Origin of the sequence: Streptomyces sp. NPDC049627 (assembly GCF_044465645.1) — a bacterium.
Taxonomy (GTDB): domain Bacteria; phylum Actinomycetota; class Actinomycetes; order Streptomycetales; family Streptomycetaceae; genus Streptomyces.
The window spans coordinates 364,776-385,759 of record NZ_JBITLW010000003.1; the positions used below are offsets into that span (position 1 = coordinate 364,776).

The window sequence follows — 20,984 nt, forward strand, 5'->3', positions numbered from 1 at the left end:
TTATAAGGAGGGGGTTGTGCAGGCCGTTCTTCGGGTGCGGCGCCGTGCGGGCCGGCCGCGCCCACGCGGCGGAGCCGCACATCGATACAGCCCCGCGCCCCTGAAGGCTGGCGGTCATACCGCCAGCAGCCAGCGGCCCCCACCTATCAGCGAGCACAACGACACCGCGTGGAACAGGAAGAGCCACAGGCCTGCCGGTACGTGCGTCAAGCGCGACAACTGGTCCGCGTCCGAGTCCCCCGCCCCACCCCTCGACCTCTTCGCCTGCAGTTCGAAGGCCGGCCTGACTCCTCCCACCAACAGGAACCACACCACCGCATACGCGAACGCCGCCTGCACCTGCGGCCCCGTCAGCCAGCTCACCAGCACGAACGTGCCGCCCGTGACGAACACCGTCAGTGCGCCGTACGCGTTACGGATCATCACCAGCATCGCCACCAGCAGGGCGGTGGACACCCACAGCAGCAGCGTGATCCGGCCGGAGGCGAGCAGGGCGGCGCCGCCCAGGCCCAGCAGCGGCGGAGCCGTGTACCCCGCGGCCGCCGTGAGGATCATGCCGAGGCCGTGCGGCTTGCCGCGGCTGACGGTGAGGCCGCTGGTGTCGGAGTGCAGGCGTATGCCGGTCAGGGTCCGGCCGGTCAGCAGCGCGACCAGGCCGTGGCCGCCTTCGTGGGCGATGGTGATGGCGTTGCGCGAGATGCGCCACAGACCGTGCGGGACGACGACGGCGAGCGCGGCGGCCAGGGTGGCGATCACGACCCAGACGTCGGGGTCGGGCTGGGTACCGGCGACCTCGTCCCAGAGGGAGGCGAGCGAGGCGGATGCGGTGCTGTCCATGTAAGGCGATGGCTCCCTGTGGTCGGATGGAATCTGGCAGTGTGGCACGTATGTGCGGACGGTATGCGGCAAGTCGTGGGCCCGAGGATCTCGCAGGAATCTTTGAGATCGAGAAGTGGGAGCCCGAGGAGACCCTGGAACCGGACTACAACGTGGCACCGACGAAGGAAGTCCACGTCGTCCTCGACCGTCCTCTGAAAGACGCCGACGACCCGCGGCCGGTTCGGCAGCTGCGCAAGCTGAAGTGGGGGCTGGTGCCCAGCTGGTCCAAGACCCCCGAGAGCGCCTTCAAGATGATCAACGCGCGGGCCGAGACGGTGCACGAGAAGCCGTCGTACCGCCGGGCCTTCACCTCCCGGCGCTGCATCATCCCGGCGGACGGCTACTACGAGTGGGTCACCGGCAAGCAGGAGCGGGACCTGGAGGTCGAGGGGAAGAAGAAGCGGCCGCGCAAGCAGCCCTACTTCGTGCTGCCCGCCGACGGGTCGGTGTTCGCGATGGCGGGGCTGTACGAGTTCTGGCGGGACCGGACGCTGCCCGACGAGCACCCGGGGGCCTGGTGGGTGACCTGCTCCGTCATCACCACGGAGGCGGAGACCACTCCGCTGGCGGTCGCGCCCGCGGAAGGCCCGCACTCCCTCGCCGACATCCACCCCCGTATGCCGCTGATGCTGACCCCGGACCGCTGGGACGCCTGGCTCGACCCGTCCCGCAGCGACCCCGAGGAGCTGCGGAGCCTGCTCGACCCGCCGCCGGCCGGTCTGATGCGCGCCTATCCCGTCTCCACGCTGGTCAGCAACGTCCGCAACAACGGCCCGGAGCTGCTGAAGGAGCTGGACGGGCCCGAAGAGGGCACACTTTTCTGACGTGACGACACAGAGCGCTGTGACCACCGAGACCATCGGTACGGATGCGGGGGACGCCCGCATCACCTGGCACCCGGCGAAGCGGCCCCGGCTCCTGCTGGCGGTGAGCCACGGCGCCGGCGGTGGCATCGAGGCCCGGGACCTGCGGGCGCTGGCCGAGGTCCTGCCCGGGCACGGAGTGACCGTCGCCCTCGTCGAGCAGCCCTGGCGGGTGGCCGGGAAGAAGGTGGCGCCCGCGCCGAAGACCCTGGACATCGGGTGGCGGGGCGTCTGGCCCGCGCTCGCCGCGCCCGGGCTGCCGGTGATCTCCGGCGGGCGGAGCGCGGGCGCCCGCGTCGCCTGCCGTACGGCCGTCGAGCTGGGCGCCCGTGCCGTCCTCGCCCTCAGCTTCCCCCTCCACCCGCCGGGCAAGCCCGAGAAGTCCCGCGCCGGGGAACTGCTCGGGGCCGGGGTGCCCACCCTCGTCGTACAGGGCGGGAACGATCCGTTCGGAAAGCCCGAGGAGTTCCCGGACGGGGACTACGAGCTGATCGAGGTGCCGTACGGCGATCACGGGTTCGCCGTGCCCAAGCGGGCGCCGCTCGGTCAGGACGAGGCCGTGGCGGTCATCACGGACGCGGTGGTCAAGTGGGTCGGATCACTTGGATCACGCGGGTAGCGAGTGGGCCGGGTCACTCGGTAAAGGTTCGGGAATGTTGCGGACCGGACCTCTGTTGTGGCGGACAGCGGTGCTGAACCAGCAGCGCAGACGTCGTAGGAGAGGAAGTCCGCCGCATGGGTTCGACCTTCTGCCCGGCCCGCAGCAGCCGCAGCGACCTGGAGTGGACGGTGCTGCACGCGGCCAGGACCGCTCCTATTCGAGGGGCGGCAGGTACGGCAGGTCGTCTATCCTCCGATTCAGGTGGGACCGGCTTCGGTCCTGCCCGGAATCTTGAGGAGGTGGGTCCGGTTCCCGGTACCGACGCAGGGACCGACAACGGCCAGGCGGAGCAGCCCGAGGGCCTGGGCACGAGCGTGGGCACGTCCACGGAGTCGACCGCCGAGCGCAACACGCGCTTCGAGCGGGACGCGCTCGAATTCCTCGACCAGATGTACTCGGCCGCGCTGCGCATGACGCGCAACCCGGCCGATGCCGAGGACCTGGTGCAGGAGACGTACGCCAAGGCGTACGCGTCCTTCCACCAGTTCCGCGAGGGCACCAACCTGAAGGCGTGGCTGTACCGGATCCTGACCAACACCTTCATCAACTCGTACCGCAAGAAGCAGCGCGAACCCCAGCGCTCCGCGGCCGAGGAGATCGAGGACTGGCAGCTCGCCCGCGCCGAGTCGCACATGTCGACGGGCTTGCGCTCCGCGGAGTCGCAGGCGCTCGACCACCTGCCCGACTCGGACGTGAAGGAAGCCCTCCAGGCGATCCCCGAGGAATTCCGCATCGCCGTGTACCTCGCCGATGTCGAGGGCTTTGCGTACAAGGAGATCGCGGACATCATGGGGACACCCATCGGTACGGTGATGTCCCGGCTGCACCGGGGCCGCCGTCAACTGCGCGGCATGCTCGAGGACTACGCCCGTGAGCGCGGGCTGGTCCCGGCCGGCGCCGGAGAGTCGAACGAAGTGAAAGGTTCGGGCTCATGAGCTGCGGAGAGCCGCACGAGACGGACTGCAGTGAGGTACTCGACCATCTGTATGAGTTCCTCGATCGTGAGATGCCTGACGCCGACTGCACCAAGTTCGAGCAGCACTTCGAGGAGTGCTCGCCGTGCCTGGAGAAGTACGGGCTCGAGCAGGCCGTGAAGAAGCTGGTCAAGCGGTGCTGCGGACATGACGACGTGCCGACCGACCTGCGCTCCAAGGTGCTGGGGCGGCTCGATCTGATCCGCTCCGGGCAGGCCGTGCCCGAGCACGACATCACGACGACGCCACAGGAATCCTGAACGCACGGTCGTCACTCGAACGTGCTAATCCGCCGGTCTTGAGACCGCATACCTCCCCCTGGCCGCCCTAGGCTCCCGTGCCTGAAGCGTGCCTGAAGCATGTGGCCGGGGAGGGGCGTATGGAGACGACACCGGCAAAGGCCCGGGGCTACGTCGTCTGCGTCGTCCTCGGCGCCCTGTCCTGTCTGCACGGACTGACGTGGACGAGCACGCCCTGGTGGGCCGTGGCCCTGCTCGCCGTCCTCTGCATCGGCGGCGAGCGGTTCTTCGGCTCCTTCTATCCCGTGCTCCTCGCCGGAGCCTTCCTGCTGTCACCGTCGGCCGCCGCGCTGGCCGCGGCGCCGGGAGCGCTGTTCGCCCCGGTCGCCGGAAGGCAGCGCCGGCTGCGGCGGGTGTGGCGGACGGTCAGGCTCGCGGTCGCTGTGTGGGCGGCCGCTCGGGTGCACCGGGCGCTCGGCGGGTGGGACGCCGTCGCCGCGGCCGACTTCCCGTACGCGCTCGCGCCCGCCGGTGCCGCCGTGCTGACGTTCTGTCTGATCCTGACCGCGCTGGACGGCGGAATGCGGGCGCTCGCCGACCGGGTTCCGGCGCGGCGCGCCTGGCGGGGCCTCTTCCTGCGCTCCCTGGCCCCCATCACCGTGCACGGGCTGGCCGGGCTGATGATGGCCGTACTGTGGCGCAGCCCGTACGGCCCGGTCGCCGCGCTGCTCGTGCTGCTGCCCATGTGCGTGTCGTGGTGGGTGTTCGCCCAGTACCACCGGGAACGCGCGGCGCACCAGGCGACGATCCGGGCGCTCGTCCAGGCCGTCGACATCAAGGACGGCTACACCCGCGGCCACAGCGAGCGGGTCGGGCAGGCCTCGATGATGATCGCGCGTGAGCTGGGCATGGACGACGAGCGCGTCGAGGTGGTGCGGTTCGCCGGGATCCTGCACGACGTGGGAAAGCTCGGGGTGCCCACCCGGCTGCTGCGCAAGGACGGGCCGCTCACGCCCGAGGAGCGGCGGGTCATCGAGCTGCACCCCGAGTACGGGCACGAGATGGTCCGCGGGATCTCCTTCCTCGGCGAGGCCCGGGCCGCCGTCCTGCACCACCATGAGCGGCTGGACGGGAGCGGCTACCCCTACGGGCTGAGGGGCAGCCAGATCCCGGAGCCCGCGCGCGTGGTGGCCGTCGCGGACGCGTTCGACGCGATGACGTCGACCCGGTCCTATTCGCGGGCCCGGCCCGTGGCCGTCGCCCTGCGCGAGCTGGAGCGATGCGCGGGCTCCCAGTTCGACCCCCGGATGGTCACGGCCCTCGCCCGGGCCGTGGACCAGCACGGATGGCATCCCGCCGTGACCGCCGACGAGGCCCGTACGCCCGCTCCCCGCCCGCCGGTCGCCCGGGTCCCGGGGGGAGCGCACCGATGAGCGCCCCGAGACCGCCCCTCCTGCGCACCCTCGTCCACGCCTGTGCCGCCCTCCTCGCCGCCGTCAGCCTGACCGACACCCTGGGCAGCGGCCTGGACGAACGCGGCACGGCCGTCGCCTTCGGAGCCCTGGTCACCCTGGGCGAGCTCACCCTCCCCCACTCTCGGCTCCGCTCGAGCGGGGGGACCCCCATGACCGGAGCCGAGGGCCGGGAGGCCGCACCGCTCGGCGCCGCCGCCGCGCTGTCGTACGCCCTGCTGGGGGAGAGCGGCGGACAGCCCACCCATCACGGCGTCACGCAGGTCGTCGGCGTCGTCCTCGCCGCCTCGCTCCTCGGCAATGTGCCGCACATCGCCCGCGGCCGCCCCGTCTGCGACCACCTCGCCCGGCGTGTGCTCACCGCCGGCTTCGCCGCGGTCTGCTTCCAACCGCTGTACAACGAGGGCACCTTCCAGGGCTGGGGCACCGCCTACGCCCTGCTCCTGGTCGCGATCCTCGTCCTCACCGCCCTGTGCGACGCCCTGCTCGCCGCCGCGCTGGCGCACTCCCGCACCCGGTGGCCGTTCGGGCCGCTGCTGCGGGACGAGCTGCGGGCCACGCTCGGGATCGGCTCGGCCGTCTGCGCGACCGGCGCGGTGATGGCGCTCGCGGTGGCCGTGGCCGGGCTGTGGGCGCTGCCCGTCTTCTCGCTCCCCCTGCTGCTCACCCAGATGTCCTTCCGCCGGTACGCCGGGGTGCGTGCCACCTACCGGCAGACCATCGCCTCCCTCGCCCGGGCCACCGAGATCGCCGGGTACACGCCGGCCGGACACGCCCGGCGGGTGGCCGCGCTCAGCCGGGAGGTCGGGCGGGACCTGGGCCTGACCGAGGCGGAGCTCACCGTGCTGGAGTACGCGGCGCTCATGCACGACATCGGGCAGCTCAGCCTGGTCGACCCGGTGCCGGCCGGGGCCACCTCCGCGCTGCCCGTCGAGGAGCAGCGGCGGATCGCTCTCCTCGGCGGCGCCGTCGTACGGCAGACCGGGGTGAACCCGCAGGTCGCTACGGTCGTGGAGCGGCTGGCCGACCCCTGCCCGGAGCAGCCGGTCGCGGCCCGGATCGTGCGGGCCGTGAACGCCTACGAGGAGAAGGCGCGCGATGCCGGGCCCGGGGGGCCGCTGAAGGCGCTGGAGGAGCTGCGGCTCGGGACCGCCGGGGACTATGCGCCGGAGGTGGTGGGATCGCTCGCACGGGTGCTGTCCAGAGACTGTCTGACACCCCCTGTGGCTGGGTAACCCATGGGTAATGAGCGCCCTTCCAGCCGTACGTGGTTGGATGCGAATGAGAGGGTGTCCGGGGGCGAGCACTAGCCAGCCCACTCCACGGAACTGGCAGGCGGGAATCGTGAGGATCTTCGGCAAGGGACGGCACCGGCCCTCCGCCTCCTGGCGGCAGGCCACCGACCGGGCGTTCACGCTCATCGGCGACGGCCGGTACGAGGACGCGGGCGCGCTGCTGACGCGGGCCGCCGATCTGGAGCCCTGGCTGTCGGAGTCCTGGTTCAACCTCGCCCTGCTGCACAAGTTCCGGCACGACTGGGAGCAGGCGCGGGCGGCCGGGCTGCGTGCCGTGGCGCTGCTCGACCGGGAGACCGGGGCGCCCGACTGGTGGAACGTCGGCATCGCGGCCACCGCCCTGCAGGACTGGCCGCTGGCCCGGCGGGCCTGGCAGGCGTACGGGCTGCGGGTCCCCGGCGGGGCGACCGCGTCCGGTGAGCCCGTCGGCATGGACCTGGGCAGCGCGGCCGTACGGCTGTCCCCCGAAGGGGAGGCCGAGGTCGTGTGGGGGCGCCGCCTCGACCCCGCCCGCATCGAGGTGCTGTCGATTCCGCTGCCGTCCTCGGGGCGGCGCTGGGGCGAGGTCGTGCTGCACGACGGGGTTCCCCACGGGGAGCGGACCACGTCGTCCGGGCACGCCTACCCCGTCTTCGACGAGATCGAGCTGTGGGCGCCCTCTCCGGTGCCGACCTGGGTGGTCCTCCTGGAGGCCGCCACCGAGGCCGACCGGGACGCCCTGGAGCAGCTCGCCGCCGACGCCGGGTTCGCCGCGGAGGACTGGTCGTCGTCGGTGCGGCTGCTGTGCCGGATGTGCTCCGAGTCGCGGATGCCGTCGGACGAGGGCGACGGGGAGCATCTCGACCCGCACGATCACAGCGAGCCGGGTCATCCCGGGCCGCTCGGGCATCGGACCGACGGGCAGCTGTGGGTGCCCGAGCGGGAGTGTGGCGTCGCCGCGCCCGCCTCCCTGGTCCGGGGCCTGCTGGACGGCTGGGTCGCGGACAGCCCGGACTCCAGGGACTGGCGGGATCTCGAAGAGGTCTGCTGAGGATTCGCCGTACCCTGTATCAGCATCACATCCCCCTTTGGTTCATTTGTTTGTGCAGGAAGGCATACGTCGGTCATGGCCCAGCAGGACACCGAGCAGCAGCACGCGGGCGTGCTCCCCGTGGACGACGAGGGGTTCGTCGTCGACACCGAGGACACGGAGGAGCGCGAGAACGCCTGGCGTGAGCGCGGCACCTCGCGGCCGATCACCGTCGTGGGGAACCCGGTGCTGCACAAGGAGTGCAGGGACGTCACGGAGTTCGGCGCCGAGCTGGACCAGCTGGTGGCGGACATGTTCGCCTCGCAGCGCACCGCCGAGGGCGTGGGCCTGGCCGCCAACCAGATCGGCGTCGACCTGAAGGTCTTCGTCTACGACTGCCAGGACGACCAGGGCGTGCGGCACGTCGGCGTGGTCTGCAACCCGAAGCTCGTCGACCTGCCCGCCGACAAGCGCCGCCTGGACGACAGCAACGAGGGCTGCCTGTCCGTGCCGACGGCGTACGCGCCGCTCGCGCGCCCGGACTACGCCGAGGTGACCGGGCAGGACGAGAAGGGCAACCCGATCAAGGTGCGCGGCACCGGGTACTTCGCCCGGTGTTTGCAGCACGAGACGGACCATCTGTACGGCTACCTCTACATCGACCGTCTGTCCAAGCGGGAGCGCAAGGACGCGCTGCGGCAGATGGCCGAGAACGAGCCCCGGTACCCCGTGGTCGCGAACGACTGAGGGGCCGCTCGAAGCCCCACACGCCCCTCCCGCACGGCGCCCGGTCAGGATCCACGTCCTGACCGGGCGCCGTTCGCATGTCCGTCGCACGTTCGATCGCATCCACGCAGGCGGTGATCCAAATTCAGTCACATAGGGGGAGAATCTCGGCACGGCGGGGTAGTGAATGAAGCAAATCCGTTCCCGGATCGGTCAGTTGTGGTGCTGAATGGAAGCGCGGGGATATGCGACGGCGCACACCCGGCACAGCGGCAGGGAGGGGCGTGCGCAACTGCACAACTGGCGGCTGAGAGGGGTTTGTTCGTGCATGCTTTCTCACGCGGCACCGCATCGACACCGACGGCGGTCCCGGTACCACCATCGCTCTCTCTCCCGGTGATCGAAGCAGCGTTTCCCAGGCAACTCCATCCGTATTGGCCCCGGCTCCAGGAGAAGACCCGCACCTGGCTGCTGGAAAAGCGGCTGATGCCGGCCGACAAGGTCGAAGAATATGCCGACGGTCTGTGCTACACGGACCTGATGGCGGGGTATTACCTCGGCGCCCCCGACGACGTGCTCCAGACGATCGGGGACTTCAGCGCGTGGTTCTTCGTCTGGGACGACCGGCACGACCGCGACATCGTCCACTACCGCCCGGCCGCCTGGCGGCGGCTGAGGTTCCGTCTGCACGCGGCCGTCGACTCCCCGCGGGAGCAGCTGCGCCACGGGGACCCGCTGGTCGCGGGGTTCGCGGACAGCGTGGTGCGGCTGTACTCGTTCCTGCCCCGCACCTGGAACACCCGGTTCGCCCGCCACTTCCACGCGGTCATCGAGGCGTACGACCGGGAATTCCGCAACCGTATCGAAGGGCGCATTCCCACCGTCGAGGAATACCTCGCGCTGCGCCGGCTCACCTTCGCGCACCGCATCTGGAACGACTTGCTGGAGCCGAGTGCGGAGTTGGAACTCCCGGAGCGTGTACGGAAACACCCGGCATACCGTCGGGCGGCGTTACTGAGCCAGGAATTCGCCGCCTGGTACAACGACCTCTGTTCGCTGCCCAAGGAAATCGCGGGTGACGAGGTCCACAATCTCGGAATCAGCCTCATCACGCACGAGGGGCTGACTCTGGAGGAGGCGGTGACAGAAGTCAGGCGGCGGGTCGAGTCCTGCATTTCCGGTTTCCTCGTGGCCGAGCGGGCCGCCTTGGAATTCGCCGACTCCCTGGCCGACGGCACACTGCGCGGAAAGGAACTCTCCGTCGCCGTGCGGACCTGTGTCGGCAATATGCGCAACTGGTTCAGCTCGGTCTACTGGTTCCACCACGAGTCCGGCCGGTACATGGTCGACAGCTGGGACGACCGGTCGACGCCCCCGTACGTCCACAACGAAGCGGCAGGTGAGAAATGACCGTCGAGTCTGTGAAGCCCGAGTCCCGGTCCGGTGCGGCCTCGGAGCTGCGTGAGCCGCCCCTCGCGGGCGGGGGAGTTCCGCTTCTCGGCCACGGCTGGAAGCTGGTCCGTGATCCGCTGGCCTTCATGGCCACGCTCAGGGACCACGGCGACGTCGTACGGATCAAGCTCGGGCCGAAGACGGTGTACGCCGTGACCACGCCGGACCTGACCGGCGCGCTGGCGCTGAGCACCGACTTCGAGATCGCCGGGCCGCTGTGGGAGTCCCTGGAAGGCCTGCTCGGCAAGGAGGGCGTGGCCACGGCGAACGGCCCGCGGCACCGGCGTCAGCGGCGTACCATCCAGCCCGCCTTCCGGCTCGACGCGATCCCCGGGTACGGGCCGATCATGGAGGAGGAGGCACATGCGCTGACCGAGCGCTGGATGCACGGCGAGACCGTCGACTGCAGCGCCGAGTCCTTCCGGATCGCCGTGCGCATGACCGCCCGCTGTCTGCTGCGGGGTGCGTACATGGACAAGCGGGCCGAGCGGCTGTGCACCGCGCTCGAAACCCTCTTCCGCCGCATGTACCGGCGGATGGTGATCCCGCTCGGGCCGCTTTACAACCTGCCGCTCCCAGCCAACCGCACATTCAACCGCGCTTTGGCCGATTTTCATCGCCTGGTCGACGAGGTCATCGCCGAACGCCGGGCATCTGGTCAAAGGCCGGACGATTTGCTGACGGTATTGCTGGAGGCGCGGGACGAGAATGGCGACCCCATCGGGGAGCAGGAGATCCACGACCAGGTCGTCGCGATATTCACCGCCGGCATCGAAACCGTGGCCTCCACGATCTTGTGGCTGCTCCATGTGCTCGCGGAACACCCGGAACACGCCGACAGGATATGCGCGGAGGTCGAATCCGTCACCGGTGGCCGGCCCGTGGCATTCGAGGACGTCCGCGGGCTCCGGCACACCAACAATGTCATCGTGGAGGCGATGCGTTTGCGCCCCGCGATCTGGATTCTGACGCGACGGGCGGTGGCCGACACGTCACTCGGTGGCTATTGCATTCCAGCCGGGGCCGACATCGTCTACAGCCCCTACGCCGTCCAGCGCGACCCGAAGTCGTACGCGCGCAACCTCGACTTCGACCCCGACCGCTGGCTCCCGGAACGCGCCAAGGACGTACCTAAATACGCCATGAGCCCGTTCGGCGTCGGCAACCGCAAGTGCCCGAGCGATCACTTCTCCATGGCGATGCTGACGCTGATCACGGCGGCGCTGGCCACCAGGTACCGCTTCGAGCAGGTGCCCGGTTCGAACGACGCGACCCGAGTGGGCATCACGCTCCACCCGCACGACCTGCTGCTGCGGCCGGTGCCGAGGGAGCCGGTGCCGAGGGACTAGGGCACGACCTGGCGCCGGCCGTCACGGCTCACGCGGCGGTCGGTCCCTGGAACGTCCTGCGGTAGGCGTTCGGGGTCGTTCCCAGCGACCGTACGAACTGATGGCGCAGTGCGGCCGCCGTGCCGAACCCCGTCCGGCCGGCGATCGCATCCACCGTCTCGTCCGTCGCCTCCAGCAACTGCTGGGCCAGCAGCACCCGTTGGCGCAGGATCCAGCGGTAGGGAGTCGTGCCGGTCTCCTGCTGGAAGCGGCGGGCGAAGGTGCGCGGCGACATGTGCGCACGCTCGGCGAGCTGCTCGACGGTGACCTCCTCGTCGAGGTGCCGCTCCATCCACGCCAGCACCTCGCCGACGGTGTCGCACTGGGCGCGGGGCAGCGGGCGCTCGATGTACTGGGCCTGCCCGCCGTCCCGGTGCGGCGGCACCACCATCCTCCGGGCGATCCGGTTGGCGACCTCGGGACCCTGCTCCTTGCGCACGATGTGCAGGCAGGCGTCGATGCCGGCCGCGGTGCCGGCGGAGGTGATCACCGGGTCGGCGTCGACGTACAGCACGTCCGGCTCGACGACCGCCCGCGGAAAACGCCGGGCGAGCAGGTCGGCGTGGCGCCAGTGGGCGGCGCAGCGGCGCCCGTCGAGCAGTCCGGCCGCGCCCAGCACGAAGACACCGGAGCAGACACTGAGCACCCGGGCGCCTCGGTCGACGGCCCGGCGCAGGGCGTCGAGCAGGTCCGGCGGATAGTCACGGGTGACGTTCGTGTCCGAGGCCGGCACGGCGATCAGGTCGGCCTCCTCCAGGCGTTCGAGCCCGTAGGGGGTCGACACCGTGAAGCCGGGGACGTGGGTGCTCAGTGCCCGCCCCTCCGCCGACACCACGGCGAAGTCGTACAGGGGCAGGCCCTCGTCGCTCCGGTCGAGGCCGAACACCTCGCAGACGACGCCGAGTTCGAAGGGGTGCACACCATCGACGAGGACGCAGGCGACGTTCTTCAGCATGCTGCCAGTGTGCCTCGCGAGTGGCAGTAAATCGAGGGTCTACGGCAGTCCTGCCACTGTTCGTAAGGAGTATCCGGCGCGACAGTGGTGTCATGACTACGGAACAGACAGAAGGACTGATCTCGATGCTCACCGTTCTCGGCATGTTCGTCCTCCTCGTCCTCCCGTCGGTGATCGGGATCGTGCGCGACCGCCGCATCGACCGCCAGATCAGGGAGGCGCAGGAGCGCCGCACCCGGCAGCAGCGCTTCGCGCGGGCGGCGTAACCTCTCCTGCACCAACAGGGGAGGATCATGAGACACAGACTGTGGGCCGTGGCAGGCGGGGCGGCAGCCCTGACCCTGCTCACGGCCACCGCCGCCCATGCCGAGGGCGAGGGCGACATCCGCGTCACCAAGACGGTCGTCAACCACGGCAAGAACGTCATCGTGGGCACGACGAAGGTCGTCGAGTACCCGATCGCCATCACCATCAAGGACGACTCGGGGGTGAAGGGGCTCACGCGGGTGAGCACCTTCAACAGCAGCAACGGCTACGGGTTCGGCGACTGGATCGACACCACGTGTCAGAGGACGAGCTCCACGACCTCGGTGTGCACGGCCACGATGAAGATCGACCCCGCGTGGATCGCCGGCAGCGACGACATCGACTCCAACAAGGTCGCCGGCACCTGGCAGGTCAACGCCACCGTCAAGGCCAACGACGGCGACTACTGGATCTCCGACCGCATCGCGGAGTTCAAGATGAAGCGCGCCTCGAAGCTGACGACGGACGCGACCCCGGAGCCGGTCGCCAAGGGCGCGACGCTCACCGTCGCCGGCAAGCTGTCCCGGTCGAACTGGGAGGACCTGAAGTACCACGGGTTCACGGGACAGGAGGTCAAGCTCCAGTTCCGGCCGGCCGGCGCGAACACCCACTACAGCACCGTCAGGACCGTGAAGACGGGCGACGCCGGCAAGCTCAGCACCAAGGTGACCGTCACCTCGGCCGGCAGCTGGCGCTGGTACTTCCCCGGCACGACGACGACCGCGAGGGTCGTGTCGGCCGGGGACGCGGTGGCGTTGAAGTAGCCGCGGGCTAGAAGTCCTCGTCCAGGTCGACCGTGCCCTCCACGGCGACCTGGTAAGCCGACGGACGCCGCTCGAAGAAGTTGGTGAGCTCCTGAACGCCCTGCAGCTCCATGAAGGAGAAGGGGTTCTCGGAGCCGTACACCGGGGCGAAGCCGAGGCGCGTCAGGCGCTGGTCGGCGACACACTCCAGGTACTGCCGCATGGAGTCGGTGTTCATGCCGGGGAGGCCGTCACCGCACAGGTCGCGCGCGAACTGCAGCTCGGCCTCGACGGCCTCCTTCAGCATGTCGGTGACCTGCTGCTGGAGCTGGTCGTCGAAGAGCTCCGGCTCCTCCTTGCGGACGGTGTCGACCACGTCGAACGCGAACGACATGTGCATCGTCTCGTCGCGGAACACCCAGTTGGTGCCGGTCGCCAGACCGTGCAGCAGGCCCCGGCTGCGGAACCAGTAGACGTACGCGAAGGCGCCGTAGAAGAACAGGCCCTCGATGCACGCGGCGAAGCAGATGAGGTTCAGCAGGAAGCGGCGGCGGTCGGCCTGGGACTCCAGCCGGTCGAGCTTCTCGACCGAGTCCATCCACTTGAAGCAGAACTGCGCCTTTTCGCGGATGGACGGGATGTTCTCCACCGCGGCGAAGGCGGCCGCCCTGTCCTCCGGGTCGGGGAGATAGGTGTCCAGCAGCGTCAGATAGAACTGGACGTGCACGGCCTCCTCGAAGAGCTGGCGCGACAGGTACAGGCGCGCCTCCGGGGAGTTGATGTGCTTGTACAGGGTCAGCACCAGGTTGTTCGCGACGATCGAGTCACCGGTCGCGAAGAAGGCGACCAGGCGGCCGATGAGGTGCTGCTCCTCCGGCGTCAGCTTCGCGAGGTCGGCGACGTCCGAGTGGAGGTCCACCTCCTCCACCGTCCAGGTGTTCTTGATGGCGTCCCGGTAGCGCTCGTAGAAGTCCGGGTAGCGCATGGGCCGCAGGGTCAGCTCGAAGCCCGGGTCGAGAAGGTTCGTGTTACGGGTGGACATTACTGGCAGGCCTCGCAGGACTCGGGGTTTTCCAGGGAGCAGGCGACGGCCTCTTCGGGGGCCGGCTGCTGTACGGGGATGGCGGCCTGGGCGGCGCGGGCGATGCGGGTCGCCGGGCGCGAGCGCAGGTAGTACGTCGTCTTCAGGCCCGACTTCCAGGCGTACGCGTACATCGAGGAGAGCTTGCCGATGGTCGGCGTCTCCAGGAAGAGGTTCAGGGACTGGGACTGGTCGAGGAACGGGGTGCGGGCGGCGGCCATGTCGATGAGGCCGCGCTGCGGGATCTCCCAGGCCGTGCGGTACAGGGCCCGTACGTCCGCCGGGATCCACGCGAAGTCCTGCACCGAACCGTTGGAATCGCGCAGCGCCTCACGGGTGCGGGCGTCCCAGACACCGAGTTCCTTGAGGTCCTTTACCAGGTAGGAGTTGACCTGGAGGAACTCGCCGGACAGCGTCTCGCGCTTGAACAGGTTGGAGACCTGTGGCTCGATGCACTCGTAGACACCGGCGATGGACGCGATGGTGGCGGTCGGGGCGATGGCGAGGAGGAGGCTGTTGCGCATGCCGGTCGTGGCGATACGGCTGCGCAGGGCCGCCCAGCGCTCCGGCCAGGTGAGCTCGGCGTCGTAGTGGTCGGGGTGCAGGACCCCACGGGCCGTACGCGTCTTCGCCCAGGCCGGAAGGGGTCCGCTGCGCTCGGCGAGATCGGCGGAGGCCTCGTACGCGGCGAGCATGATGCGCTCGGCGATACGGGTGGACAGCTGCTTCGCCTCGGCCGAGTCGAAGGGCAGGCGCAGCTTGAAGAAGACGTCCTGCAGGCCCATCGCGCCGAGGCCCACCGGGCGCCACTTGGCGTTGGAGCGGCCCGCCTGCTCGGTCGGGTAGAAGTTGATGTCGACGACACGGTCGAGGAACGTGACGGCGGTGCGGACGGTGGCGTCGAGGCGCTCCCAGTCGATGTCACCGGTCGCCGTGTCCACAAACGCGCCGAGGTTCACGGACCCCAGGTTGCAGACCGCCGTCTCCCCGTCGTCCGTGACCTCCAGGATCTCGGTGCACAGGTTCGAGGAGTGGACGACGTGCCCGGGCAGCGCCGTCTGGTTGGCGGTGCGGTTGGCGGCGTCCTTGAAGGTCATCCACCCGTTGCCGGTCTGCGCGAGGGTACGCATCATGCGGCCGTACAGGTCACGGGCGGGGATGGTCTTCTTCGCGAGCCCCGCCGCCTCCGCCTTCCGGTACGCCGCGTCGAACTCCTCGCCCCACAGGTCGACCAGCTCGGGCACGTCGGCGGGGGAGAACAGGCTCCACTGCTCGTCGGCGCCCACCCGTCGCATGAACTCGTCCGGGATCCAGTGCGCGAGGTTCAGGTTGTGCGTACGGCGGGCGTCCTCGCCGGTGTTGTCGCGCAGCTCCAGGAACTCCTCGATGTCGGAGTGCCAGGTCTCCAGGTAGACCGCGGCGGCACCCTTGCGCCGGCCGCCCTGGTTCACGGCGGCGACGGAGGCGTCGAGGGTCTTCAGGAACGGGACGATGCCGTTGGAGTGGCCGTTGGTGCCGCGGATCAGCGAACCCCGGCTGCGGATACGGGAGTACGACAGCCCGATGCCGCCGGCGTGCTTCGAGAGGCGGGCGACCTGGTGGTAGCGGTCGTAGATGGAGTCCAGCTCGTCCAGCGGGGAGTCGAGGAGGTAGCAGGACGACATCTGGGGGTGCCGGGTGCCGGAGTTGAAGAGGGTGGGGGAGGAGGGGAGGTAGTCGAGGCGGCTCATGAGCCCGTAGAGCGCGGCGACTTCGTCCACCGACCTGGTCGTGTCGTCCTCGGCCAGCCCGGCGGCGACGCGCAGCATGAAGTGCTGGGGCGTCTCGATGACCTTGCGGGTGAGGGGGTGCCGCAGGAGGTAGCGGCTGTGCAGGGTGCGCAGACCGAAGTAGCCGAAGCGGTCGTCGGCGGCCGGGTCGACGAGCGCGTCGAGGCGGGCGGCGTGGATCCGCGCGAACTCGGCGGTCCGGTCGGCGATGAGGCCCTCGCGGTGCCCGACCGCCACGGACTCCGTGAACGACGTGACACCCTGCGAGGCGGCCTCCGCGGCGATGCTGACGGTCAGCAGCCGCGCGGCCAGCCGCGAGTAGGCGGGGTCCTCGGAGATCAGGCCGGCCGCCGCCTCGGTGGCCAGCTCGCGCAGCTCCGTCTCGTCCGCCCGGGCGGACCGGCCGCGCAGCGCGGCGGCGGCGACCCGGCCGGGGTCGGCGTCGGGGAGGTCGGCGGTCAGCTCGGTCAGGATCCGCAGCAGCGCGGTTCCCGGAGCGTCCTCGTCGGTCGGGACGGCTGAGGCCGGGTCTGCTGGCGCGATGGTCACGTGGGGGCTCTCCCTCGCTCGGCACGGGGCCTCGCGCAGGAGGGCAGGGGGCAGCACACGAGCGCACGCGGCGTCGCGTCCACCGGCCCACTCCACGAAGCCCGGACGTCAGGGCACGCCGGCCGGACGGCCGGGTGCACTGTCGGCAGGTCCTCGGACTGACTCCTGTGCACGGCGTTTCTGGGAACAGACATGCACAAGTACACCGTTGCGGGACAGTTCCGGATTCGCACCGGATTCCCCTGCGGCGACAGCGAGCAAGAGCATACATCTTGTGCTCACCCGCCACGCCACCCCCAGATGTTGTGTCGGGGTGGTTTCAGAGCGTCAACTCATAGGTGAGCAGAGTGATGTCGGAGAGCTGCGGGATCGGATTCCAGTCCCGATCGGGTGTGCGGACGAAGCCCAGACGTTCGTAGATGCGGTGCGCGCCGTGCATGGTGCGCTGGGTCGACAGGACGATCCGTACGCAGCCCGCCGTGGCCCGTGCGCGGTCGATACAGGCCCGTACGAGGGCCTCGCCGGCGCCCTGGCCGCGGGCCTCCCGCGAGACCGCCAGCATGCGGATCTCCGCCTCGCCGGGACCCGCTATGTCGGCCAGGGGGCCGCCGGTCGGGACGAGGGTGACGCCGCCGACGACGCGGCCGTTCCGCACGGCGACCAGCACCTCGGCGGCGGCCGCACGCTTGGCCACGTCCCTGAGCTCGCCGAGGTACTCGTCGCTGTGACCGAAGTCGAGCAGACCGTCCTGGAGGTAGGCCTGCGCGGTGATCTCACCGAGGTCCTCGTACTCGGCGCTGTCCACCTGCCGTATCACGATGTCCATGACGTCGAGTCTGCCGGACGGGGACGGCTGTGGGCCTGGGGTTTTCGACCGGGTTGCGGGGCGTGCTGCGAGTGCTTCCATGGAGGTAGGTGTCGGCGCCCGCGGTCCCTTCCGTTTCGAGAGTCCTCCTCGGAAGGAGACGCATGATGACGAGGCTCGTCCGTCGCCCGCCCGGCAAGGAACGGCCGCGCAACGCGCCGATGGCGACACTGGCTCCGAGGCGGGCGGGCAGCTGGGCCGGGCGCGGGTTCGTGGGTTACTGGCACACGCTGACGATCCGTCTGGAGGCCCGCCGCGGCACCACCCGGCCCAAGAAGTGGCGCCGGGGGATCTCCTACACCAATGTCACCCGGGCCGTCTGGCTGGTGGCCACACTCGCGCTGCTCGCCTGGGTCGGGGAGGGCCTGTACATCCTGATCTCGCAGAACACGACAGGCTTCGAGCAGTGGCGGAAAGAGAACCAGGGGGGCTTCGAGACGGTCATGCGCTTCGTCGGCCCGGTGCTCACCGCGTCGATCGCCGCCGCGCTCTTCCTGTTCTGGTGGTACCGGTGGACCAAGCGGCGCTACCTCGCGAAGGCGCGGGTCGACCCCCACCGACTGGTCCCCACCGCCGGGCCGGACACCGCCGAGATCGTGGGCCGCGAGGAGATCGCCCAGGTCATCGCCGAACGGCTGCGGGAACGCGACACACGCCGGCCCTATCTGCTGGTCGGCGGCGTCGGCGTCGGCAAGACCGCGGTCCTGGTACGGCTCACCGAACTGCTGGCCCGGCAGAACGCCGTACCCGTGCCGATCCGGCTGCGTGACGCGAGCGACGGCACCGACCTGAACTTCGAACGCATGGCCAGACGGCGCTTCGCCGACGAGGCACCCCGCGGCATCCTCGCGCGCGGCAAGACCGAGCGGGTCTGGCAGCAGCTGCTCGCCGACGACAAGCCGGTCGTCATCGCCGACGGACTGGAAGAGGCGCTCCTCGACGACGACCACCAGCAGAACCGGGACAATATCATCCGGCGGGCCATCGAGCGTGCCCACGAGGAGAAGCTGCCCCTCGTCATCGCCTCCCGGCCGCACAGCCCCCTGGAGAGCACGTCCGCCGCGATCGTGGAGCTGGAGCCGCTCAGCGAGGAGGATGCCCTGCGCTTCGTCCAGGCGCACCTCCCCGAGACGGACGAGCGACGCGTGGACTGGATCGTGGAGACGGCGGAGGTGACCGAGTCACCCGTCTATCTGCAGATCGCCCGGGAACTGCACCGCCACGGAGCCCTGGAGCACGACCGGCCGGACAACGACCCCCAGCACATGAACACCCGCAGCCGGGACCGCGGCACGCTGCGGCTGTGGCTGCTGGAGACATGGGACGAGGCGCTGTGCCAGGGGCGGCTGCGCGAGGACATCGCGCTGACCCCGCAGCAGCGCCGCGACACCCTCGAAGCGGTCTCCGCCCTGGCGTGCGTCGGACTGCTCCAGGACAAGCTGGAGGTCGGCTTCGGGGAGCTGCTGGACTCGGACGTCCACCCCGGCCCGGTTCGGCGCGCACAGGCCCTGGCCGAGCACCTGTGGACCAGCCGGCGCGGCTTCGACCGGTACGGCAGACGCGGGAACGTCTTCTCCGAGTGGCACCGGCAGCAGATCTGGGACGTGCTGTGCGAGCGGCTCGGCGAGGAGGAGAGGAGGCGGCTGCGCGAGGGGAACATGGACCAGTGCCGTGCCGTCCTCGCCCGCTTCGCGAGCAACGCGGACAAGCTCGCCCTGGTGGAGGCGTTCGAGCGCAAGGTCCGTTTCCCGCACAGCATCATCCAGGCCTACTTCGGCTACCGCGTACTGAACGAGCTGGGCGAGCGGGGCGCCGGAGAGCTCGTCGAGCAGGCGCTGCAGCCGCCCGGACCCAGTCGCGAACTGCTCATCGCCCTGGTGCTGTTGTCCCGCCGCCGGGCGGCGAAGCTCAGGGCCCGAGGGGGCGGTGTCCGTGTCGAGGTGAAGAAGGAGATCGAGGAGCTGGTCCGCCAGTCACCCGTGGGGGGACACACCCTGGCCCACCGTCTCCGCCGGGCCGCGGACCGCCGCACGGACGACCCGAAGGCACTGGATCTGTACGCGGCCGCCGTGGAGATCGAGAGCGCGGAGGACGATCCGAGACTGCTCAGCGGCATCGTGGGCAGGGTGCGCGAGGGCTGGGCCGGGTTCAAGGGGGACCAGCGCACCCTCGACGACGCGAAACTGAGGCTGCTCAGGCAACTCGGAGCCGCCCTGCGGACCGTCTCCGACCGGATGGACACCACCCCGCTCTACGAGCAGCTCTTCGAGATCGGCGTGCAGGAACCCTCCTACTCCATACGCCTGGCCGCGGCCCAGGAGTTCGGCACGGGCGGCAACCCGGCGTTCGCCCTCATCCGTGCCCGGGTCGGGCTGAACAGCGACCCCGTGAACGAGTACAACGACAGGCTCGGCGAGCTGAAGACCTGGAAGCGGCAGGAGTACGAGCAATGGGCCGAGCGCATGGGCGTGGCAAGGGCCGCCGCTCCCTCACGGTCCAGGTCCGAGCGCATCGCCCGGCTGCAGCGGGTCCGGCGGGAACTCAACCGGGACTACCGGCAGAAACGGGTCGATCTGTTCCGGGAGTTCGTGATGCGCGCCTGGCTGGTCCCCATGCTGCTGGGTTCGGTCGACGAGGCCCATCGAGAGGAGGCCCGCGAACGCCTCACCAAGTGGCTGCGCCACCTCGACCCGAAAGCCACCGGCGGTGTCCCCGACCTGCCGCTCGCGCTGGAAGCCGCACTGGCCCAGGGCTTCAAGTACGCGGCCAACCGGCGCAAACGGCATCCGCACGCCTACCCGGGCGGCCGCGCCGACCTGATCCGCCAGGCTGAGACGGTGCTGCAGCAGTCCCGGTGCTGGTATTCGCAGATCATCCTGCTTCAGGCGCTGTGCCTGTGGGAGCTCCCGGACAGTGTGAGCAGCCATGAGCGGGGTGCGGAACCGGCGGCGGGCAAGGACGGCGACCACAACGGCGGGAGCGAGCCCGGCCTGGCGGTGGGCGGGGCGACCGCCGTACAGACCGTGGAGCGCTGGCTTTCGATGGCCGGTACGGCGAACAGAGCGCACGGCCATCCCGCTGCGAACGGCGACTCGCCCCGACGCCTGTTGCATCCGTTCGTCGCCGAGGCGGGCGACCTGGTGGCGCTCGCGCTGGAGACCGGGCAGCCCGAGCGCTTCCTGTGGATCGACGAGAAGGGCGCCGCCGACAACATCGGCGCGCGCACCGGCAACCCGGAGGGGTACCGCAAGCACAGCCTGTGGATTCCGCCCTCGGTCGGCTGGAGCACTCTGGACGCGCGCGCCCAGCGGCTCGTCGCCGACATGCTGGTGATGCTGAACCTCATCGACCGGGACGGGCACCCGGACGAGGTCGAGGAGCGGATGGCCCGCGTGGAGCAGCCCGGGATGCCGCTCCCGCCGTGCATCCGCAGCGACCGCAGGCCGCTGCGGCCGGACCTGCGGGCCGGCACCGCGGACCCGCCCGCGCCGGGCACCACGTGTCTGCCCGACTGCACGTTCCAGCTCTGCCCGTATCCGCCCCGGGGCTGTGTGCCGCGGGGGGAGATCCGGGAGCCGTTCTGCCGGCAGCAGCAGGCGCTGCTGCCGGGGCGCATGCGGCGCTGGCTGCCCAGGGGAGTGCGGAGGAAGACGCCGCACTGGGTGAGTATGCGCGTCCGCGAACTGGACGACTTCTGGGCCGCGATGGCCAGACGGACCAGGAACTAGGGCCGTCCCGGTGTTTGGTGGGTTCGAGAA

At 70.2% G+C, this 20,984-nt stretch carries 18 protein-coding genes and 1 riboswitch; of the genes, 13 read left to right on the forward strand and 5 right to left on the reverse strand.

Annotated features, from left to right (window positions below; genetic code table 11):
- Nucleotides 1-114: 114 nt before the first annotated feature.
- Nucleotides 115-837, reverse strand: coding sequence for a M50 family metallopeptidase (locus ACIBU0_RS10775; protein ID WP_398814872.1), 723 nt, complete (start codon nucleotides 835-837; stop codon nucleotides 115-117).
- A gap of 50 nt (nucleotides 838-887) precedes the next feature.
- Here ACIBU0_RS10775 and ACIBU0_RS10780 point away from each other — a divergent pair, with 50 nt between their 5' ends.
- The 10 genes from ACIBU0_RS10780 (at nucleotide 888) to ACIBU0_RS10825 (ending at nucleotide 10,919) form a co-directional block, all read left to right on the forward strand.
- Nucleotides 888-1,703 carry an SOS response-associated peptidase gene (locus ACIBU0_RS10780; RefSeq protein WP_398814874.1) on the forward strand — a complete coding sequence of 272 codons (816 nt, stop codon included), beginning with the start codon at nucleotides 888-890 and terminating at the stop codon, nucleotides 1,701-1,703.
- A 19-nt stretch (nucleotides 1,704-1,722) separates the two neighbouring features.
- Complete coding sequence (locus ACIBU0_RS10785) at nucleotides 1,723-2,361, forward strand: alpha/beta family hydrolase (RefSeq protein ID WP_398815552.1); 639 nt, start codon at nucleotides 1,723-1,725, stop codon at nucleotides 2,359-2,361.
- A gap of 281 nt (nucleotides 2,362-2,642) precedes the next feature.
- Nucleotides 2,643-3,338 (forward strand): sigma-70 family RNA polymerase sigma factor, encoded by a 696-nt coding sequence (locus ACIBU0_RS10790; RefSeq protein ID WP_398814877.1) that lies wholly within the window; start codon nucleotides 2,643-2,645, stop codon nucleotides 3,336-3,338.
- Complete coding sequence (gene rsrA / locus ACIBU0_RS10795) at nucleotides 3,335-3,637, forward strand: mycothiol system anti-sigma-R factor (RefSeq protein WP_398814880.1); 303 nt, start codon at nucleotides 3,335-3,337, stop codon at nucleotides 3,635-3,637. The genes ACIBU0_RS10790 and rsrA overlap by 4 nt, the downstream gene beginning before the upstream one ends.
- 119 nt (nucleotides 3,638-3,756) lie before the next feature.
- Nucleotides 3,757-5,049 (forward strand): HD-GYP domain-containing protein, encoded by a 1,293-nt coding sequence (locus ACIBU0_RS10800; protein ID WP_398814883.1) that lies wholly within the window; start codon nucleotides 3,757-3,759, stop codon nucleotides 5,047-5,049.
- Entirely contained in the window at nucleotides 5,046-6,323 is a 1,278-nt protein-coding gene (locus tag ACIBU0_RS10805) for an HD-GYP domain-containing protein (protein ID WP_398814885.1), read from the forward strand. The genes ACIBU0_RS10800 and ACIBU0_RS10805 overlap by 4 nt, the downstream gene beginning before the upstream one ends.
- Nucleotides 6,324-6,432: 109 nt before the next feature.
- Nucleotides 6,433-7,413 carry a tetratricopeptide repeat protein gene (locus tag ACIBU0_RS10810; RefSeq protein ID WP_398814888.1) on the forward strand — a complete coding sequence of 327 codons (981 nt, stop codon included), beginning with the start codon at nucleotides 6,433-6,435 and terminating at the stop codon, nucleotides 7,411-7,413.
- 75 nt (nucleotides 7,414-7,488) lie between these two features.
- Nucleotides 7,489-8,139, forward strand: a complete 651-nt coding sequence (gene def / locus ACIBU0_RS10815) for a peptide deformylase (protein WP_398814890.1) — start codon at nucleotides 7,489-7,491, stop codon at nucleotides 8,137-8,139.
- Nucleotides 8,140-8,442: 303 nt separating this feature from the next.
- Nucleotides 8,443-9,528, forward strand: coding sequence for an epi-isozizaene synthase (gene cyc1, locus ACIBU0_RS10820; protein WP_398814892.1), 1,086 nt, complete (start codon nucleotides 8,443-8,445; stop codon nucleotides 9,526-9,528).
- A complete protein-coding gene (locus ACIBU0_RS10825) occupies nucleotides 9,525-10,919 on the forward strand; it encodes a cytochrome P450 (protein ID WP_398814895.1) in 1,395 nt (464 codons plus the stop codon). The genes cyc1 and ACIBU0_RS10825 overlap by 4 nt, the downstream gene beginning before the upstream one ends.
- 28 nt (nucleotides 10,920-10,947) lie before the next feature.
- Here the strand turns inward: ACIBU0_RS10825 and ACIBU0_RS10830 are convergent, their stop codons facing one another.
- Nucleotides 10,948-11,913 carry a GlxA family transcriptional regulator gene (locus ACIBU0_RS10830; RefSeq protein WP_398814898.1) on the reverse strand — a complete coding sequence of 322 codons (966 nt, stop codon included), beginning with the start codon at nucleotides 11,911-11,913 and terminating at the stop codon, nucleotides 10,948-10,950.
- A 92-nt stretch (nucleotides 11,914-12,005) separates the two neighbouring features.
- On the opposite strand from ACIBU0_RS10830, the gene ACIBU0_RS10835 reads away from it, so the two are divergent.
- Both ACIBU0_RS10835 and ACIBU0_RS10840 read left to right on the forward strand, forming a co-directional pair.
- Complete coding sequence (locus ACIBU0_RS10835; protein ID WP_398814901.1) at nucleotides 12,006-12,179, forward strand: hypothetical protein; 174 nt, start codon at nucleotides 12,006-12,008, stop codon at nucleotides 12,177-12,179.
- 27 nt (nucleotides 12,180-12,206) lie between these two features.
- Nucleotides 12,207-12,983: a hypothetical protein gene (locus ACIBU0_RS10840; protein WP_398814904.1), complete on the forward strand. Its 777-nt coding sequence runs from the start codon at nucleotides 12,207-12,209 to the stop codon at nucleotides 12,981-12,983.
- Nucleotides 12,984-12,990: 7 nt separating this feature from the next.
- Here the strand turns inward: ACIBU0_RS10840 and ACIBU0_RS10845 are convergent, their stop codons facing one another.
- The 3 genes from ACIBU0_RS10845 to ACIBU0_RS10855 all read right to left on the reverse strand — a co-directional run bounded on the left by ACIBU0_RS10845 (nucleotide 12,991) and on the right by ACIBU0_RS10855 (nucleotide 17,187).
- Nucleotides 12,991-14,004 carry a ribonucleotide-diphosphate reductase subunit beta gene (locus ACIBU0_RS10845; RefSeq protein ID WP_398814907.1) on the reverse strand — a complete coding sequence of 338 codons (1,014 nt, stop codon included), beginning with the start codon at nucleotides 14,002-14,004 and terminating at the stop codon, nucleotides 12,991-12,993.
- A complete protein-coding gene (locus ACIBU0_RS10850; RefSeq protein WP_398814910.1) occupies nucleotides 14,004-16,361 on the reverse strand; it encodes a ribonucleoside-diphosphate reductase subunit alpha in 2,358 nt (785 codons plus the stop codon). Before ACIBU0_RS10850 ends, ACIBU0_RS10845 begins: the two co-directional genes overlap by 1 nt.
- A gap of 126 nt (nucleotides 16,362-16,487) precedes the next feature.
- Nucleotides 16,488-16,638, reverse strand: a riboswitch (cobalamin riboswitch).
- Nucleotides 16,639-16,680: 42 nt separating this feature from the next.
- Nucleotides 16,681-17,187 (reverse strand): GNAT family N-acetyltransferase, encoded by a 507-nt coding sequence (locus ACIBU0_RS10855; protein ID WP_398814913.1) that lies wholly within the window; start codon nucleotides 17,185-17,187, stop codon nucleotides 16,681-16,683.
- A 143-nt stretch (nucleotides 17,188-17,330) separates the two neighbouring features.
- Here ACIBU0_RS10855 and ACIBU0_RS10860 point away from each other — a divergent pair, with 143 nt between their 5' ends.
- The gene (locus tag ACIBU0_RS10860; protein WP_398814916.1) at nucleotides 17,331-20,954 is read left to right on the forward strand and encodes an NACHT domain-containing protein; all 3,624 of its coding nucleotides are present in this window, start codon (nucleotides 17,331-17,333) and stop codon (nucleotides 20,952-20,954) included.
- Nucleotides 20,955-20,984 lie beyond the last annotated feature (30 nt).